The sequence below is a fragment of the uncultured Halopseudomonas sp. genome (assembly GCF_963977355.1).
Classification (GTDB): domain Bacteria; phylum Pseudomonadota; class Gammaproteobacteria; order Pseudomonadales; family Pseudomonadaceae; genus Halopseudomonas.
Window position 1 is genome coordinate 146,204 of record NZ_CAXBOV010000003.1, and the last position, 18,940, is coordinate 165,143.

18 protein-coding genes are annotated in these 18,940 nt (G+C 55.4%); 6 read left to right on the top strand and 12 right to left on the bottom strand.

Annotation, left to right across the window (positions count from 1 at the left end; translation table 11 throughout):
• Positions 1-2: 2 nt before the first annotated feature.
• Positions 3-689 (bottom strand): lipoprotein-releasing ABC transporter ATP-binding protein LolD, encoded by a 687-nt coding sequence (gene lolD, locus AAC076_RS02470; protein WP_339842777.1) that lies wholly within the window; start codon positions 687-689, stop codon positions 3-5.
• A complete protein-coding gene (locus AAC076_RS02475; RefSeq protein ID WP_339842778.1) occupies positions 682-1,926 on the bottom strand; it encodes a lipoprotein-releasing ABC transporter permease subunit in 1,245 nt (414 codons plus the stop codon). Before AAC076_RS02475 ends, lolD begins: the two co-directional genes overlap by 8 nt.
• Before the next feature lie 109 nt (positions 1,927-2,035).
• On the opposite strand from AAC076_RS02475, the gene AAC076_RS02480 reads away from it, so the two are divergent.
• The 3 genes from AAC076_RS02480 to AAC076_RS02490 are packed head-to-tail and all read left to right on the top strand — an operon-like array spanning position 2,036 to position 3,680.
• A complete protein-coding gene (locus AAC076_RS02480) occupies positions 2,036-2,641 on the top strand; it encodes a PilZ domain-containing protein (protein ID WP_339842779.1) in 606 nt (201 codons plus the stop codon).
• Positions 2,638-2,955 (top strand): phosphodiesterase, encoded by a 318-nt coding sequence (locus AAC076_RS02485; RefSeq protein WP_339842780.1) that lies wholly within the window; start codon positions 2,638-2,640, stop codon positions 2,953-2,955. Before AAC076_RS02480 ends, AAC076_RS02485 begins: the two co-directional genes overlap by 4 nt.
• Complete coding sequence (locus AAC076_RS02490) at positions 2,952-3,680, top strand: glycerophosphodiester phosphodiesterase (RefSeq protein WP_339842781.1); 729 nt, start codon at positions 2,952-2,954, stop codon at positions 3,678-3,680. Before AAC076_RS02485 ends, AAC076_RS02490 begins: the two co-directional genes overlap by 4 nt.
• 54 nt (positions 3,681-3,734) lie before the next feature.
• Here the strand turns inward: AAC076_RS02490 and sthA are convergent, their stop codons facing one another.
• From sthA to AAC076_RS02535, 9 genes are all read right to left on the bottom strand, one after another.
• Complete coding sequence (sthA, locus tag AAC076_RS02495; protein ID WP_339842782.1) at positions 3,735-5,132, bottom strand: Si-specific NAD(P)(+) transhydrogenase; 1,398 nt, start codon at positions 5,130-5,132, stop codon at positions 3,735-3,737.
• A gap of 55 nt (positions 5,133-5,187) precedes the next feature.
• Complete coding sequence (gene nqrM / locus AAC076_RS02500) at positions 5,188-5,436, bottom strand: (Na+)-NQR maturation NqrM (RefSeq protein ID WP_339842783.1); 249 nt, start codon at positions 5,434-5,436, stop codon at positions 5,188-5,190.
• A 3-nt stretch (positions 5,437-5,439) separates the two neighbouring features.
• Positions 5,440-6,357, bottom strand: a complete 918-nt coding sequence (locus tag AAC076_RS02505) for an FAD:protein FMN transferase (protein WP_339842784.1) — start codon at positions 6,355-6,357, stop codon at positions 5,440-5,442.
• Between the two features lie 106 nt (positions 6,358-6,463).
• Entirely contained in the window at positions 6,464-7,690 is a 1,227-nt protein-coding gene (nqrF, locus tag AAC076_RS02510; RefSeq protein WP_339842807.1) for an NADH:ubiquinone reductase (Na(+)-transporting) subunit F, read from the bottom strand.
• Between the two features lie 13 nt (positions 7,691-7,703).
• Entirely contained in the window at positions 7,704-8,312 is a 609-nt protein-coding gene (nqrE, locus tag AAC076_RS02515; protein WP_150277097.1) for an NADH:ubiquinone reductase (Na(+)-transporting) subunit E, read from the bottom strand.
• Between the two features lie 6 nt (positions 8,313-8,318).
• Positions 8,319-8,996: an NADH:ubiquinone reductase (Na(+)-transporting) subunit D gene (locus tag AAC076_RS02520; protein ID WP_339842808.1), complete on the bottom strand. Its 678-nt coding sequence runs from the start codon at positions 8,994-8,996 to the stop codon at positions 8,319-8,321.
• A complete protein-coding gene (locus tag AAC076_RS02525; protein ID WP_339842785.1) occupies positions 8,993-9,769 on the bottom strand; it encodes a Na(+)-translocating NADH-quinone reductase subunit C in 777 nt (258 codons plus the stop codon). Before AAC076_RS02525 ends, AAC076_RS02520 begins: the two co-directional genes overlap by 4 nt.
• Positions 9,759-10,973 (bottom strand): NADH:ubiquinone reductase (Na(+)-transporting) subunit B, encoded by a 1,215-nt coding sequence (locus tag AAC076_RS02530; RefSeq protein ID WP_339842786.1) that lies wholly within the window; start codon positions 10,971-10,973, stop codon positions 9,759-9,761. The genes AAC076_RS02525 and AAC076_RS02530 overlap by 11 nt, the downstream gene beginning before the upstream one ends.
• A gap of 3 nt (positions 10,974-10,976) precedes the next feature.
• On the bottom strand, positions 10,977-12,314 hold the full coding sequence (locus AAC076_RS02535) for a Na(+)-translocating NADH-quinone reductase subunit A (protein ID WP_339842787.1): 1,338 nt from the start codon (positions 12,312-12,314) through the stop codon (positions 10,977-10,979).
• Positions 12,315-12,596: 282 nt separating this feature from the next.
• On the opposite strand from AAC076_RS02535, the gene AAC076_RS02540 reads away from it, so the two are divergent.
• Complete coding sequence (locus AAC076_RS02540; protein ID WP_339842788.1) at positions 12,597-13,157, top strand: chalcone isomerase family protein; 561 nt, start codon at positions 12,597-12,599, stop codon at positions 13,155-13,157.
• A 93-nt stretch (positions 13,158-13,250) separates the two neighbouring features.
• On the opposite strand, the gene AAC076_RS02545 is transcribed toward AAC076_RS02540, so the two are convergent.
• The gene (locus tag AAC076_RS02545) at positions 13,251-14,690 is read right to left on the bottom strand and encodes a glyceraldehyde-3-phosphate dehydrogenase (protein WP_339842789.1); all 1,440 of its coding nucleotides are present in this window, start codon (positions 14,688-14,690) and stop codon (positions 13,251-13,253) included.
• A gap of 152 nt (positions 14,691-14,842) precedes the next feature.
• Between AAC076_RS02545 and mfd the strand changes: the two genes are divergently transcribed.
• Entirely contained in the window at positions 14,843-18,337 is a 3,495-nt protein-coding gene (gene mfd / locus AAC076_RS02550; protein WP_339842791.1) for a transcription-repair coupling factor, read from the top strand.
• Entirely contained in the window at positions 18,334-18,912 is a 579-nt protein-coding gene (locus tag AAC076_RS02555; RefSeq protein ID WP_339842792.1) for a CsiV family protein, read from the top strand. The genes mfd and AAC076_RS02555 overlap by 4 nt, the downstream gene beginning before the upstream one ends.
• Positions 18,913-18,940 lie beyond the last annotated feature (28 nt).

Consider the following 18,940-nt stretch of genomic DNA (forward strand, 5'->3'; position numbering starts at 1 on the left):
CGTTATTCGGTTCGCGCAGCCAGTTGGCCTTCGACCAGGGTAAGCACCCTGTCCATTTGCGACGCAAGGGCCAGGTCATGGGTAACGACCATGAAGGCAGTCTTGAGACTCTGGCTGAGTTCAAGCATCAATTGCTGAATGCTCCGCGCCGTATGCTGATCAAGATTGCCGGTGGGCTCATCGAGCAATACGCAGGCAGGCTCGTTGATCAGCGCCCGTGCAATGGCCACGCGCTGCCGCTCACCCCCTGACAATTCACCCGGCTTGTGTCCGGCACGCTTGGCCAGCCCTACACGCTCAAGCATCTGCTGCCCGCGTCGGTGTGCCTCGCTGATGGGCGTATTGCCAATCAACAGTGGCATGCATACGTTTTCCAGGGCGCTGAACTCGGCCAGCAGGTGATGGAACTGGTAGACAAAGCCCAGACCGCTATTGCGAAGCTTCCCACGCTCTGATTCCTTCAGGGATGACATCTGCCTGCCCGCCAACCAGACCTCCCCTTCGGTTGGTGTATCCAGCCCGCCAAGCAGGTTTAGCAGTGTCGTCTTACCCGACCCCGAGCTGCCAACGATAGCCACACGCTCCCCCGCTACCAGTTGCATGTTGATGCCATCGAGAACACGCAAGCGCTGCGGTCCGATCGCATATTCCATACTCAGGTTCCGGCATTCCAGGACAAAATCAGTCATAACGCAACGCCTCCGCTGGCTCGGTGCGCGAGGCGCGCCAGGCCGGATATAGTGTGGCCAGGAAGCTCATGCCCAGAGCTGCAGTACAGATCAACACAACATCGCTCCAGATAAGCTGCGACGGCAGATAACTGATGAAGTACACATCGGAACTGAGGAACTGGATACCGAACAGATTTTCCAGCCCTGCAACCATGGCCGACACATTAAGCGCAGCCAACACACCGAGTACACAGCCTGCCAGTGTACCTACCACGCCAATGACCGAACCCTGGACCATGAATATACCCATGATGGTTCCGGGCGAGGCACCAAGCGTCCGCAGAATAGCGATATCCGCTTTCTTGTCAGTTACCACCATAACCAGGGTAGAAATGATATTGAATGCAGCCACGGCAACGATCAGCAGGAGCAGCAAACCAATCATGGTCTTTTCCATCCGGATCGCGGCAAACAGATTACCGTGGGTACGCGTCCAGTCCTGTGCGTAGTAGTCGCCTGGCAGCAGCGATGCCAATTCCCATGCGACACGTGGTGCCTGGAAAAGGTCACCCAGCCTGACACGTAAACCCTGCACCTGGCCGGGTTGCCAGCGGGACAATCGTGCTGCATCGCCGGCATGGATCAGTGCCAGTGAACCATCCAGCTCCGCGCCGACTTTGAAAGTGCCTACCACATGGAAGCGCTTGAGTCGGGGGAAGACGCCCGCAGGGGTAACCGAAGCTTCAGGCAATACGAAAGTGAGTTTGTCGCCAATACCCACGCCAAAGCGACTGGCAATCTGCTCGCCGACAATAATGCCGAATTCTCCATCCTCCAGGTCGGTCAGGGCACCGCGGGTCATGTGCTGATCGACGATGGAAACATCCTTCTCTTGCTCCGGCAGAATACCGTTCACCAGAACAGGAGCTACACTGCCATCATGCGTAAGCATTCCCTGCAGCTGGACGAAGGGGGCAACCGCTTCAACATCGGGATGCTCAAGCAAGGTATCAGCCAGCATCGGCCAGTCATTGATAGGCTGCTGGGAGCTGACCGTCGCATGGGGCACCATGCCCAGGATGCGGGTACGCAACTCACGGTCAAAACCGTTCATCACCGACAGCACCAGGATCATGACCAGCACGCCCAGGGTAAGGCCCAGCATCGAGATCAATGAAATAAAGGAAATGAAATGATTACGGCGTTTGGCGCGCGTATAACGCAGGCCGATAAAGAATGGCAAGGGTCTGAACATGGAGTACCGGTTACCTGATGGGCGGTGCCCGTTGAATGGCAGTTCGGATTGGCATGGTACACTGAAATGCATATTTGTTCAGCGCTTCGCATAGGCTCAGGCAGGTCAAATGACAGACAAAGAAGAAGACTCAGCAGAGGATAAACGGGATTTTTTCAGAATTCGCGACAGCCTCGCCCTGGATGTACGTAAAGTCAGCAGCGCCGACATGGAGGAGGCTGCGTTTGACGAGGAATCGCCGCTGTTCAGTCTCCTGAGCGACCTCCACACCCTGGATTATGAATCCCAGCATCTGCTGCGTCAGATTGCCGAGCGTGACCGGCCGCTGGCGCATTACCTCAAGATCATCAACAAGCGAGTCGACCTGGTCAGCAAGGCACTGGCACTTCAGCTTGTGGATGAAGTCGGTGAACCACAGGAAGTCACGTTAAGTGAAGGTGGCATTTCGTTTGCCTACCCGGAGACCCTGGAAATCGGAGCCTGGTTGGCGCTGCGCATGGTATTGCTGCCCTCCCCCCTGGGTCTCGTACTACCTTCTCAGGTTATCCGCTGTGAGCCAGATACAGACACCGACGGCTGGATCATTGCCGTGAGCTTCCACGCCCTGGCGGACAACCAGCGTCAGATGCTTGCAAGACATATTTTGCAAAAACAGGCGCAGGAAATCCGCGTCACCAAGACTCAGGCCTCAACCAAGGAAAGGACAGAATTATGAACAACCGTACTTCTACCCTATTTGCCACCACCCTGATGCTGGGTATGGCACTCACCGCACTGCCCGCACACGCAGAGACACTGGTCATTCCCCTCGGTCAGCAGGCAACGGATAATATCTCTGCCATGCCCCAACGGGGTCAGACTAAGGGAGCGGTGTCCCAGCGCCATGGTGAGCCGACAACCCGCCACGCCGCAGTCGGGCAACCGCCCATTACACGTTGGGACTATCCCGGCTTCAGCGTCTATTTTGAATATGACAAGGTCATCGATAGCGTACGCCATCGTCAATCCGGGAGCGCTATTACCCCATGACCTTGATTTACGGCCACCGAGGGGCACGCGGCGAAGCACCAGAAAACACGCTGCCAAGCTTCAAGCAGGCCCTGGCCGCAGGCGTCAACCGTGTAGAACTTGACCTGCACCTGTCTGCTGACCAGCAGCTCATGGTAATTCACGATCCGACCCTCAAGCGCACAACGGGTCTGGGTGGCAAGGTCAGCAAACATACCGCAGCTGAACTAATGCGCCTGGATGCACGTCGAGATGGTCCAGTCTGGCCGGAACCCTGCCCGATTCCCAGTCTGGAACAGCTGTTCCAGGCTTGCCCAGAGCTCGAACATTATCAGCTCGAGGTCAAGAGCGGCTCAAGTGGTCAGTCGCGTATCGTACTGGATGCTGTAGGTGAGCTGGTCGAACGCTACGGGCTCCAGGACAAGGTGGTACTTACCTCCAGCAGCCGTACCCTGCTGAAAACCGCCTACCAGCATAACTACTCACTGCCGACCGGGCTGGTTGAAGAATACGGCCTGATTGATCCTTTGAAGAGTGCTCGCCGTTATGGCTGTCGCTACCTGATCCTCAACTGGAAACTATGTAGCCCCGCACGCATACGAAAGGCCCAGGCCATGGGTCTGCATGTGTCGGTATGGACAGTGAATGATCCCGTGATGATGGCACGACTGGCGGACATGGGCGTCGATAGTCTGATCACTGACCTGCCACATCTGGCAGTGGAAACCCTGGCTCAGCGCCCATAACGAAAAAGGCCCCGCTGAGCGGGGCCTGATTGTTGTATTGATACCAGGCAGCAACTAGAAAAGCCGGTTCAATCCATCCAGCGCCGCCACACGATAGGCCTCAGCCATGGTCGGATAATTGAAGGTGGTGTTGACGAAATACTTGATGGTATTCGCCTCCCCCTTCTGGTTCATCACGGCCTGACCGATATGCACAATTTCCGATGCCTGGTCGCCAAAACAATGGATTCCCAACACTTCCAGCGTGTCGCGGTTAAACAGAATCTTCAGCATCCCAACCTGCTCACTGGTGATCTGCGCACGTGCCATGGACTTGAAGAAGGCCTGACCAATTTCATAAGGCACCTGAGCATCGGTGAGCTCGCGCTCGGTCTTGCCTAGGGAGCTGATCTCCGGAATGGTATAGATACCGGTGGGTACGTCGTCGACAAAGCGCCAGGCATCATTACTGACAATGTTACCCGCAGCAGAACGGCCCTGATCAAATGCCGCACTGGCCAGACTCGGCCAACCAATCACATCACCTACAGCATAGATATTGGGCACCTGAGTTCGGTAGTTTTCATCCACGCTTAATTGACCGCGGCCATTGGCCTTCAACCCGACATTTTCCAATCCCAGGCCATCAGTATTACCGGTGCGACCATTACACCAAAGCAACGCATCAGCCTTGAGCTTCTTACCCGACTTGAGATGCAATACGACACCCCGGCTATCCAGCCCTTCAATCTTGTCGTAATCCTCGTTATGCCGAATCAATACGCTGTTGTTGCGCAGGTGATAGCTCAACGCATCGGAGATCTCATCATCCAGGAAGCTGAGCAACCGATCTCGATTGTTGATCAGATCCACCTTCACTCCAAGACCACAGAAGATAGACGCGTATTCACAGCCAATAACACCCGCACCGTAAATAATCAGGGTACGGGGCGTATGATTGAGCTTGAGGATGGTATCGCTATCGTAGATCCGAGGATGGCTGAAATTCACATCTGCGGGACGATAGGGTCTGGAACCGGTGGCAATGATAACTTCCTTCGCGATCAGTTTTTCGACTGCTCCCGAGGAATTGACCAGTTCGATGGTGTTATCGGCGGAGAAGCTACCCTTGCCAAAAAACAGATCTACCCGATTACGAGCGTAGTAACTGGTCCGTGAGGTAACCTGTTTGGCCATTACCTTTTCAGCACTTTTCAGCACATTCGGAAAGGAAAACCAACGGGGCTCACCGATAGTTCGGAACATCGGATTGGTATTGAAGTTAATGATCTGCTTGACAGAATAACGCAGCGCTTTGGAGGGAATAGTGCCGAGGTGAGTACAATTACCTCCCACCGAATCGCGCTCTTCAACCACAGCCACCTTACGGCCGTGCTTGGCCGCATTCATTGCAGCACCCTCACCGGCTGGACCCGAGCCCAGCACTACCACGTCATAATTGTATACAGCCATTCACTGATTTCCTTGTTGTGCTCGAGGGCATGCTCTCATCCAGAACCTTCTGCCACTAGTCGACCTTGGTCGCGTCGTACCCCAGATCATTGCCGGGACGCTTGGCCCGAACCTCTACACCAGCGTTCTCACTCGCCTCTTCGCACTTGGTGACGTCGCCGCCACAAATACCACAGGACTTATCCAGGCCAGTCGCACCGATCCCGCCACAGGAACCGGCAATGGGTTTACGACCCATCATCACGCCCACGGACATGCCGACTACAACCAAAGTCATCAACAAAAATGCCAGAAGCCAAACCATAAATTACTCCTCGCTCTTTACCAGAACCTCAAATAGCGGTGTGGACCGAGAAACAAACTCGGTCCCCTCGCGCAGCACAAACATAGCCGCGACATTGTTTTTCAGTGCATATTCCCAGCCTCTTTCTGGGCCAAGAACCAATAAAACGGTGGAAAGCCCGTCGGCCATCATGGCAGAGGGGTCCATCACGGTGACCGCCGTCAGATTATGCATGACCGGCCAACCAGTTCCAGGATCTACTGTATGCGAATAACGCTGGCCTTCGTACTCGAAATAATTGCGATAATCACCGGAGGTCGATACAGAGTAGCCATCCAGCTCAACTATCAGACTAGCAGTACGCTCGTCGTCGCGTGGTTCCTCCACCGCAATTCGCCAGGGATTCCCCCCAGGTTTCAGCCCTGCCGCCTTCAGCTCCCCGGTTATCTCGACCATATAGTCTTTGATTCCCAGGGAAAGAAGATGTTCCGCAACGCGGTCGACCATATAACCAGCGGCAATACTACTGAGATCAACCTCCAGATCATGCTCCTTGCATAACTGGTCACCTTGAACCCGCAGGTGCTGCTGACCAACATTCTGCAATGCAACATCAATGTCAGACTGCTCAGGGACTACCTGCACCCCGTCACTGCGGTGAAAACCCCAGACGTCCAGCAGCGGCCCGACGGTGACATCGAATCCACCTTCACTGTCGTGATTGAGCCTTTGCGCAAAGGCGACCATATCCAGAACGGATTGCGGCATAACCTGACAGCCGTTGGTCGGCAACGCGTTGAATCGGGATAGATACGAATCATCACGCCAGGTCGACACCTCGGCATCAAATTCGTCGAACTGGTTATCCAGACTGGCTTGAAGCTCTTGCGGGCCGGGAGAGCCATCAACTCCTACCCATTTGATGGAATAGGTGCTGCCCATAGTGCTACCGGAAATTTCCGATACTGGCACCGCAGAATTGAAACAGCCCGCTAGAGCTGTTGCCAGGGCAACAACAATAGCGGGCCGAAGGTTGCGTGGGATCACTCTAGCCGCCGAAATCATCAAGCATGATATTTTCCGGTTCGACACCCATGTCCTGCAACATCTTGATTACAGAGGCGTTCATCATCGGCGGACCACACATGTAGTACTCGCAGTCTTCGGGAGCCGGGTGGTCCTTCAGATAGTTGTCGAGCAACACATTGTGGATAAAGCCGGTCGCACCCTTCCAGTTATCTTCAGGTAGCGCATCAGACAAGGCCAGATGCCACTCGAAGTTATCATTTTCTTCTTGCAGCTTGTCGAATTCCTCGACGTAGAAGGCCTCGCGCAGTGAGCGGGCGCCATACCAGAAGGAAATCTTGCGATCAGTCTTGATCCGACCCAACTGGTCAAAGATGTGCGAACGCATGGGCGCCATGCCAGCACCACCACCGATGAATACCATCTCTGCTTCGGTTTCCTTGGCAAAGAACTCACCGAAAGGTCCGTATACGGTGACCTTGTCACCTGGCTTCAGCGCAAAACACCATGAAGACATCTTGCCCGGCGGCAAGTCGTCACGGCCCGGCGGAGGCGATGCAACGCGCAGGTTGAATTTGACCACGCCGCGCTCTTCGGGATAGTTAGCCATGGAGTAGGCGCGGATGACAGTTTCATCCACTTTGGAGACGAAGCGCCACATGTCGAACTTGTCCCAGTCACCACGGAATTCCGGCTGAATGTCGAAATCCTTGTAGTTCACGGTATGCGGGGGGCATTCCAGCTGTACATAACCACCAGCGCGGAAGTCGACGTTCTCACCTTCAGGCAGCTTGAGTGTCAGTTCCTTGATGAAAGTTGCAACGTTGGGGTTAGCCTCAACGGTACATTCCCACTTCTTCACGCCGAAGACTTCTTCAGGCACTTCGATCTTCATATCCTGCTTGACCGGAGCCTGGCAGGAAAGACGCCAGCCTTCATTGGCTTCGCGTTTGGTAAAGTGCGACTCCTCTGTGGGCAGCATCGATCCACCGCCCTCTTCCACGATGCACTTGCATTGCGCGCATGTGCCGCCGCCGCCACAGGCAGAGGACAGGAAAATACCGTTGGAAGACAGGGTATTGAGTAGCTTTCCACCGGCGGGCACGGTGATCGTGCGTTCGCCGTTAATCTCGATACTTACGTCACCGCTGGTGACCAGCTTGGAGCGGGCAATCAGGATCACGGCAACCAGAAACAGCACTATTGCCGTGAACATCCCAACGCCCAGATAGATTTCCATGTTCATCAGTTACAGCTCCTGTTTACAGTTGCACGCCGGAGAACGACATGAACCCCAGGGACATGAGTCCCACGGTGATGAAGGTTATCCCGAGACCACGCAGACCATCAGGTACATCGCTGTACTTGAGCTTTTCGCGAATACCTGCCAGTGCAACGATGGCCAGGGCCCAGCCCACACCGGCACCAAAGCCGTAAACGGTACTCTCACCGAGTGAGTAGTCACGTTCAACCATGAACAGGGAAGCACCCAGAATCGCGCAGTTCACAGTGATCAACGGCAGAAAGACACCCAGTGCGTTGTAGAGCGAAGGCACGAACTTGTCGAGCAACATCTCGAGGATCTGAACCAGCGCAGCGATTACTCCGATATAGCTGAGCAGACCCAGGAAGCTCAGGTCCACATTAGGCAAGCCGGCCCACGCCAACGCGCCATCACGCAACAGATAGGTATAGATCAGGTTGTTGGCAGGTACCGTGATGGTCAGTACCACTACCACCGCGATACCCAGACCCAGGGAGGTCTGCACCTTTTTCGAAATGGCAATAAAGGTACACATGCCGAGGAAGAACGCCAGAGCCATGTTCTCTACGAAAATGGCCCTGACCATAAGGCTTATATAGTGTTCAATCATGGCTTACATAGCCTCCTTCAGGGCACGGCTCTGTGGCGCCATCTTGAACTCCGCCTCTTCAACCTGCTCGGTTTTCCAGGAACGAAGGGCCCAGATGATCAGGCCGATGATGAAGAACGCCGAAGGTGGCAGCAGCAGCAGACCGTTGGGCTGATACCAACCGCCCACATTGACCAGCGGCAAGATTTCGAAGCCAAGCAATTTGCCTGCCCCAAAAAGCTCACGTACCGTCGCGACCACGATGAGGATAAAGCTGTAACCAAGACCGTTACCCACACCATCAAGAAAACTCATGTGTGGCGGGTTCTGCATGGCAAAGGCTTCCGCGCGGCCCATCACGATACAGTTGGTGATGATCAGTCCGACAAAAACCGACAGCTGCTTGCTGATGTTGTAGGCGTAGGCCTTCAGGACCTGGTCGACCACAATTACCAGCGACGCGATGATCACCATCTGCACAATCATCCGGATCGAGCCCGGAATGTGACTACGGATGGTCGAGATAAACAGGTTGGAAAACGCTGTTACCGAGGTCAGTGCCAGGCACATCACCAATGTGACGCTCAAGCTGGTAGTGACCGCCAGTGCCGAACAGATCCCGAGGATCTGCAAGGCGATTGGGTTGTTACTGAAGATAGGTTCGAAGAGCACCTGTCTGGCGCTTGCTTTGGCCATGATTATGCTTCTCCCGCGCTAAGGTTATCGAGGAACGGACGGAAACCATTTTCACCCATCCAGAACTGCACCAGTTTTTCTACGCCACGACTGGTCAGTGTTGCACCAGCAAGGCCGTCGATCTTGTGTTCGGCATTGGCCATACCGGGATCCACGCTGCCTTTGATGACCTGGATAGCTACTTCATCCTGCTCATCATAAACAACCTTACCGGTCCACTGCTGTTTCCAGTTCGGGTTGTCGACTTCACCGCCCAGACCGGGCGTTTCCGCATGCTGATAGAACCCGAGACCTACTACAGTCTCCAGATCACCTTCAAGAGCAACGAAGCCATACAGCGTCGACCAGAGACCGTAGCCATGGATAGGCAGAATAAGGGTCTGGATACCCTCCTCGTTTTCAACCATATAGACAGTTGCGTAATCGGCACGACGACGAATACTCGCGATATCGGCAGATGCATCCAACTGCTTTGACATCGCAGGTTCCTTGGATGCCTTCTGCTGATCGTAGGTCAATGGATCCATTTCATCGCTGAACTCGCCGGTGCGCAGGTCAACCAGACGAGCAGTCACCTTCTTGAACTGCTCTTCGACACTGGTGCCCTCTTCCAACAAGCCTGCGATGGACAGAATATTGCGCTTCTTGTCCAGCAACTGGTTGGTTATCTGCACGGGCTTGAGCGATACAGCAGCGACCGATACGACCACCGAGCACACCAGGCAGACCAGCAATGCCACCATGATAGTACGACTGACGGATTCTCTATTACTGGACATTACGCACAAGCCTCCGCTTTATATTGGCCTGAACAACAAAGTGGTCGATCAGGGGTGCGAACAGGTTGGCAAACAGAATTGCCAGCATGATGCCCTCAGGGAAAGCAGGGTTGACGACCCGAATCAGCACAACCATGACGCCGATAAGCGCACCAAAAATCCACTTGCCCTGATTGGTCATGGATGCCGACACTGGATCGGTAGCCATGAAGATCATACCGAAGGCGAACCCACCAACAACCATATGCCAGTACCAGGGAACCGAAAACATGGGATTAGTCGTCGAACCAAGCATGTTGAACAGCAGACTCAAGCCAATCATGCCAAGCATGACGCCTGCAACAATTCGCCAGTTGGCAATCTTGGTTGTCAGCAGTATCGCACCACCAAGGAAAATCGCCAGAGTCGAGGTTTCACCCATCGAGCCGTGGATATTGCCGACAAAGGCATCAAACCAGCTGATCCCCTGGGACATTACCGCTTCGACACCACCAGAAGCCGCCAGGCTCAGTGCTGTCGCACCGGCGTAGCCATCAACTGCGGTCCATACGGCATCACCGGATGATGCCGCGGGATAGGCGAAGTAGAGGAATGCCCGGCCGGTCAGTGCCGGGTTGAGGAAGTTTTTGCCAGTACCACCGAACACTTCCTTGCCGATCACGATACCGAAGCTGATACCCAGTGCGACCTGCCACAGGGGGATGCTTGGCGGCAGAATCAGCGCAAACAGGATCGAGGTAACAAAGAAACCTTCGTTGACCTCATGCTTGCGGATCGATGCAAAGAGCACCTCCCAGAAGCCACCTACCAGGAAGGTCACTGCATATACGGGCAGAAAGTAGGCTGCACCATGAATCAGATTATCCCAGAGACTCTCTGCGTTGAAGCCGGCTAGCGACCCGATCAGGGCAAAGCGCCAGCCTTCCTGTGCTGCAAGCAGTTCAGGGTTGGCCGCATAGATGATGTTGGCCTGATAACCGATGTTATACATCCCGTAGAAAATCGCCGGGAAGGTACAGAGCCAAACGGTAATCATCATGCGCTTGAGATCCAGGCCATCGCGTACGTGCGAGGTGGTCCGGGTCACGCTACCGGGACGGTAGAAGAACGTATCGATCGCTTCGTAAAGGGCATAGAACTTTTCGTGCTTGCCACCTTTTTCGAAGTTGTGCTCGATCTTGTCGAGGAATGTACGCAAACCCATGGCTTAACCCTCCTTCTCAATTCGCGTGAGGTTGTCACGCAGAATCGGGCCGTATTCATATTTGCCGGCGCACACGTAACTGCACAGGGCCAGATCTTCTTCGTCCAGCTCCAGACAGCCCAACTTCTGGGCCATGTCAGTGTCACCGATGATGAGGTAGCGCAAGAGTTGCGTTGGCAGAATATCAAGAGGCATGACCATCTCGTAATTGCCGAGTGGAACCATTGCTCGCGGGCTGCCGTTAGTTGTTGTAGTGAAATCGAATTGCTTGTTGGATTTCAACTTGGAAACGAAAATATTCAATACCGAGTGTTTATTCACGCCAGGACGCAGATAGTGAATCATCTCACGATCAGTGCCTTCAGCCAGTACGGAAACCTGCTGATGGTAGCGGCCAAGGAACGCAACCGGACCCTGTGCCAGACGACCACCAAATACCGAACCGGAGATAACCCGGTTATTACCGGGCTGGAGTTCACCAGCGGTGAGCTCTTCCAGGTTGGCACCCAAACGCGTGCGGAGCAACCGGGGACGCTCAACCATGGGTCCGCCCAATGCCACAACCCGCTCTGTCCACAACTTGCCGTCAGTGAAAAGATGGCCGATCGCGATCACATCCTGATAATTGACCTGCCAAACGCTCTTGCTCACGCTGACAGGGTCCAGCATGTGAATGTGCGTACCAGGCAAACCGGCCGGATGGGGGCCCGCGAAGCTTTCGCAGCGCACGCCGTCAAGATTCTCACCGGGTACAGACACGCCTTCGGCGCGGCACAGCCAGATGCGACCGAGACGAGCCAGCACCTTCAGACCGTTTTCGAAGGCAGCTGCGTACTCCTTGAGCACCAGAGCAGGGTCTGCCGCGAGCGGATTGGTATCCATGGCGGTGACAAAAATGGAATGCGGCTCGCTGTCTACAGCAGGAACTCGGCTGTAAGGACGCGTACGTAACGCGGTCCACATACCCGACTCAATCAACTGTTCGCGTACCAGTTTCGGATCGAGACCCGCCAGCGATGCTTCATCATGGGCGGCAAAGCTGACCGCTTCATCACCCTCAATGTCGATCACGACCGACTGCAGGACGCGCTTTTCGCCACGATTGATCGCACTGATCACACCTGACGCCGGAGCGGTATAGATAACGCCGGGGGTCTTCTTGTCACTGAAAAGAATCTGGCCTAGCTTGACCCGGTCACCCTCTTTAACTTCCATGGTTGGTTTCATACCGTGGTAATCAAAACCGACCACGCCGACACTGCGCACGTTGCGCGCGTCGTCCATGAGTTGCTCGGGTGAGCCGGTGATTGGCAGATCCAAGCCCCGTTTGATTTTTATCATACGTATAGCCTAATCACTGGTTGGAATCGTCAAGGGTGGATCGGCCATCCGGCGAAAAGGGCCGCCGAACGCTTCAGGAAGCAGACAGGAACCCAGCAGAATGTGACCACAAACCCTCATCAAAAATCCCGTCAAGTATAAAGATCATGGCCAGTCAATGCTACTCAAGGCCTTGGTTTTTTCAGGTTTTTTGCTGTTACACAATCTGCCGTCGGGTGAATTGACCATAAGTTGTCCAGAGTACTTAATGGGGGTTAACCCATTGCAATTCGAAGGAAAAACATGCTCACCCGGATCCTCGTCCTGATCTGTTGTCTTCTGCCGCTAAGTGCAGCCGCAAACGAAAAGCGCTTGGCCGAAGCCGATTTTCCACAAAGCATTGAAGTTGGCGATCAGGAACTGGTGTTGCGTAACGCCAGCGTACTCGAATATCTGTTCGTAGACGTATACAGCGCCGCCCTACTCACACCGCCAGAGCAACCGCTGGACAACCCGATAACCGATGGGGAGCCACTGCATCTGGAATTGTATTATTACCGTGATATCGACCGGGAAGACGTGATCAAGGCTGCATGGGTAGCCCTGGAGCGGCAATATGACGAGCAGACACTTAGCGAGCTGCGGCCCGAGATTGATAAGTTGCATGCCACTTTCACCGACATAAGCGCCGGCGATCGCTATGCCTTGACCCTTGATGCTGGACATTCACTTAGCCTGAAATACAACGGCAAGGAATCCTTCAGCTCCGATGACAAAGAGCTTGCCCAGGCTTATGTGGGTATCTGGCTCAGGGAAAACGGCCTTTCTGACAAACTTCGCAAAAGATTAATTGCAACCCGTTGATTTTACTTAGCTTGATAAATTCCGAACAAAAAGAAAGGCGCCTAGGCGCCTTTCTTTTTCTCAGCTGATTTTAAAATCAGCGAGCAGCTATTGTCAGACCGGGAATGCTGGCGGGTTGACGTTGGCAAGATCTTCCAGAATCCGCACAACCTGACAGCTGTAACCGAACTCGTTGTCATACCAGACGTAGAGGATCAAATGGCTGTCATTGCAGATTGTAGCCTCGGCATCGACCACGCCAGCATGGCGCGAGCCAACGAAGTCACTGGAAACCACTTCCTGGGAGTTGGTGAAGTCGATCTGCTTGTGCAGATCCGAATGCAACGCCATGTAACGCAGGTATTCATTAACCTCGTCACGATCGGTTGCCTTCTCCAGGTTCAGGTTGAGGATAGCCATGGATACGTTGGGAGTGGGTACCCGAATCGCGTTACCACTCAGCTTTCCACCCAGCTCCGGCAGCGCCTTGGCGACAGCCTTGGCAGCACCTGTTTCGGTAATAACCATGTTCAGGGCAGCACTGCGACCCCGGCGATTGCCCTTGTGGAAGTTGTCGATCAGGTTCTGGTCGTTGGTGTACGAGTGAACAGTCTCGACGTGCCCATTGACGATACCGTATTTATCATTGATCGCCTTGAGCACCGGCACGATAGCGTTGGTGGTACAGGACGCGGCAGAAATGATCTTGTCATCCGGCGAAATAGTCGCGTGATTGATACCGTGAACGATGTTCTTGAGATCGCCCTTGCCCGGAGCGGTCAGAACCACCTGGGAAGCACCGGGGCATTCAAGATGCTGGGACAAGCCCTCTGCATCGCGCCATACGCCTGTATTGTCGACAACGATGGCGTTTTCGATACCGTACTTGGTGTAATCGACTTCGCTGGGGTTACTTGCGTAGATCACCTGAATGATCATGCCGTTGGCAGTCAGGGTATTGTTTTCCTCATCCACCTTGATCGTGCCCTGGAAAGATCCATGTACCGAATCACGACGCAGGAGACTGGCACGCTTGACCAGGTCATTGCTCGCACCCTTGCGTACAACGATGGCGCGCAGACGCAGGCCATCACCCACACCGATCTTCTCGACCATGATGCGTGCCAGCAACCGGCCAATACGACCAAAACCGTAGAGTACGACATCACGGCCCTGGCGACGCTCGCCCTTGTGCCCGATCACGTCGGCCAGCTCCTCACGCAGGAAGGCCTCCAGATTGTCTCCACCTTCCCGGCGGAACTTGTCTACCAGCCGTGCCAGGTCAATGGACGCAGGCCCCAGATCCAAATCCAGCAGCGCCTTGATCACAGGGAAGGTGTCGTGCACTGACAGCTCGGTGTCGTCAATCTGACGCGCAAAGCGGTGAGACTTGAGAATACTGATCACAGAGCGGTTGACCAGCCCCCGACCATAGATCGATGTGACCACGTTGTGCTCACGGTATAGTCGGCCAATCAGCGGAATCATTGCTTCTGCGGTAGATTCACGATCAGTCCAGCTTTCCAGACATTGGTCATATTGGGCTTGAGTCACGGCTTTTCCTTCCAGGTCATGGGCTCTAAAGGGCACATATTATGCTTTTGTTCTGGCACCGAGGCAATCTTCCCGGAAAAAGCGCTGTAAGCGCGGCATAGTCATGCGTAGACAGGTACACTTGGCGTTTTTTACAGATGGACAGTCAACGCATGCCTGCGAACAAAACCATTCTTGCCTCCGTCGACGCACTCGCCGGACACGGCAAGACGGCCTGGGGCAACCTGACCGGCGCATCCCGGGCGCTCGCTATAGCTGAAGGCGCCCTGTTGCACCCGGGCCTGAGCCTGGTAATAACGACCGATACGGCAATGGCCGGTCAGTTGGAACGGGAACTGCGCTTCTTCGCACCCGACCTGCCAGTGCTGAGCTTCCCGGACTGGGAAACCCTCCCATATGATCGTTTTTCACCGCATCAGGACATCATTTCCCAGCGTCTTAAGACCCTTTACCAGCTACCGTCGGTCACCCAGGGCATAATCGTGGTGCCGATGACGACCCTGTTGCACCGGATAGCTCCCCGGACCTTCCTGGGCGGCTCGGTGCTGATGCTGGAGCTGGGTCAGCAGCTGGATATGGACAAGATGCGGCTCGATCTGGACTCCGCAGGGTATCGTTGCGTCGATACAGTGTACGAACACGGCGATTACGCCGTTCGCGGTGCGCTTCTGGACCTGTATCCGATGGGCAGCCGTCTGCCGCTGCGCATCGACCTGTTTGATGATGAAATCGAGACCCTGCGCACCTTCGATCCCGAGACCCAGCGCTCAATCGACAAGGTTGAACAAGTTCACCTGCTACCTGCCAAGGAATTCCCGCTCGACAAGGCGGCGCTGACCGGTTTCCGTGCTCGTTTTCGCGAACGCTTTGATGTCGACTATCGGCGCTGCCCTGTATACCAGGACCTCAGCGAAGGTATGGTGCCCGCAGGCGTAGAGTATTATCTGCCCCTGTTCTTCGAAGAACTGCAGAGCCTGTTTGACTACTTGCCAGACAACACCCTGCTTTTCAGCCTGCCTGGAATCGAAGCTAGCGCAGAACATTTCTGGACAGACGTACGCAATCGTTATCAGGAACAGAGTGTCGATAAGACCCGCCCGTTGCTGTCGCCGGCAGAGCTCTTTCTGAGCGTCGAGGACTGCTTTGCCCTGATCAAGCGTTTTCCAAGGGTTGTCTGTCATCAGGAAGCCATCGGACCTGCTGCGGGCAATACCCATTTCAGCTGTCAGCCGCCTCCTGAGCTGCCGATAGACAATCGTCTGGATCAGCCCCTTGCAGCCCTGGAGTCATTTGCCCGCTCCTTCGAGGGGCGAATCCTTTATGTCGTGGAAAGTGCCGGTCGTCGGGAGGCCATGCTCGACCTGCTAGCGGGCATCGAGATCAAGCCCGACACTGTCGATGGCTGGCCGGCGTTTCTTACTGGCGGCTCAGCGCACTCGATCATGGTCGCGGCCATAGACCAGGGCATGCTCTGCGGCTCGCCGGCCATCGCATTGATTGCCGAGAATCAGCTATTTGGCCAGCGCGTCATGCAGCGTCGGCGTCGCGGCAAGGCAACCGACCTTGGCGACGCAGTCATTCGCAACCTGACCGAATTGCGTGAAGGCTCACCTGTGGTGCATATCGACCATGGTGTCGGCCGATTCCTGGGATTGGTCAATCTGACAGTAGAGGACCAACAGGCAGAGTTTCTGACCCTGGAGTATGCAGACGAAGCCAAACTCTACGTCCCTGTGGCCAACCTGCATCTGATCGCCCGCTACACCGGCGGCGAGGACGATAACGCCCCACTGCATCGCCTGGGCTCCGAACAATGGCAGAAAGCCAAGCGCAAGGCAGCCGAAAAGGTCCGCGACGTGGCTGCCGAACTGCTTGATGTGTACGCCCGCCGTGGCGCTCGCAAGGGCTTCAGCTTCAGCGCACCGGAACGTGACTATCAGGTATTCGCCGATGCCTTCCCGTTTGAGGAAACCGCTGATCAGGAAGCGGCCATCGAGGCGGTGATCAACGATATGGTCAAGTCGCAGCCCATGGACCGGCTGGTTTGCGGCGACGTTGGCTTTGGCAAGACCGAAGTCGCCATGCGCGCCGCGTTCCTGGCAGTGCATGGCGGCAAGCAGGTTGCTGTACTGGTGCCTACTACCCTCCTCGCCCAGCAGCACTACAACAGCTTTCGCGATCGCTTTGCCGACTGGCCGGTCAAGGTCGAGGTCATGTCACGCTTCAAGTCCACCAAGGAAATCAAGTCAGCCATTGGTGAACTCGCTGAGGGCAAGGTGGATATCATGATCGGTACCCACAAGCTGCTGCAGGGCGATACCCAGTTCCAGAATCTGGGGCTGATGATCATCGACGAAGAACACCGCTTCGGCGTCCGCCAGAAAGAACAGCTCAAAGCCCTGCGCAGTGAAGTCGATGTTCTTACGCTCACCGCCACGCCCATCCCGCGTACCCTGAACATGGCCATGTCGGGAATGCGTGAGCTGTCGATCATTGCCACGCCACCGGCACGCCGATTATCCGTACGCACATTCGTCATGCAGCAACAGGCGCCGGTACTCAAGGAAGCCATCCTGCGTGAATTGTTGCGCGGCGGGCAGGTCTATTACCTGCACAATGAGGTACAGACAATCGAGAAATGCGCTGCGGATCTGGCCGAACTGGTACCCGAAGCACGAATCGGCATCAGTCACGGACAAATGCCTGAGCGGGCTCTCGAGCAGGTGATGGGAGACTTCTATCACCGGCGTTTTAACGTCCTGGTGACCACGACCATCATCGAAACCGGCATCGACGTACCCAACGCCAATACCATCATCATCGAGCGGGCCGACAAATTCGGCCTGGCCCAGCTACACCAGTTGCGCGGGCGCGTTGGCCGCAGCCACCACCAGGCCTATGCCTATCTGCTCACGCCCCACGGCAAGAAACTCACAGGCGATGCGGAAAAGCGCCTGGAGGCAATTGCCGCAGCCCAGGAACTGGGTGCCGGCTTTACCCTGGCCACCCACGATCTGGAAATCCGTGGCGCGGGTGAACTGCTCGGCGAAGGCCAGAGCGGCCAGATTCAGGCCATTGGCTTCACCCTGTACATGGACATGCTCGACCGCGCCATCAAGGCAATCAAGTCAGGGAACCAACCTTCCCTCGACCAGCCGCTGGGCGGCGGACCGGACATCAACCTGCGGTTGCCCGCACTGATTCCGGATGACTACCTGCCCGACGTACATAGCCGCCTGATACTCTACAAACGCATCGCCAATGCTGCCGATGAGGAAGCCTTGAAAGATCTGCAGGTGGAAATGATCGACCGGTTTGGTCTGTTGCCCGAGGCAGCCAAGACGCTTTTCCGCGTTACATCCCTGAAATTGCGCTGCACTCCAATAGGGATCAGCAAGGTAGATGTCGGACCCGAACATGGCCGCCTGGAATTCGCTGCCGACACCCAGGTAGATCCAATGACGCTGGTCAAACTGATTCAGGACCAGCCCAACCGCTATAAGCTTGAGGGTGCTACCGTATTTCGTTTCAGTGCGCCAATGGGCGCATCGGATTTGCGTTTGAACACGGTTGAGGCATTGATTGATCGCCTTGAATCACCAGCCCCGCAATCCCAGCCACCCAAAGGGAAAGGAAAACGTTCATGAACTCAGTCATTCGCACTTTGCAGGTGCCCGCCCTGCTGGCCGTCACACTATTGACCAGTAACGTCCAGGCACAGGACCTGGGAGCCTATCAGGTTGAAACCATTGTGTTCGCCCAACCCTCCGCCCCACTCAGTGGAAGTCGCACACCCGAGTACAACTGGGCCGACGATGCAGTCGTGCTCGAAGATACCGCCCGCAGCGATGTGCGCAAGCTGGATGTGACCCAGCATCGCATGGATAGGGAAGCAGACAAGCTCGCGGCCAGTGGTTACCAGATACTCATGCATCAGGCATGGATTCAGCCGGCCGACAGCAATCTGACAGTGGCCTTGCACGAAGGTGAATCGCTGGGTGAGCATTATCCCGTCGAAGCCGTAGTCGGCCTGGAGCGCGGACAGGAATCAATGCTATTGGGGGTCATGGCCTGGCGGCACACGGGCGTGCGCAGTCAGGATGGCCTGGCCAACACCGTCGTCAGCGAGAAACTGCATCAGTCCCGCCGCCTGCGCCTGGACGAGGTACATTATCTCGATCACCAAAGCATGGGCATGCTGGTCAGGGTTACCCGCCGCTAGGCGGGTCTGGGTTGGGGTTGAGGTCAGG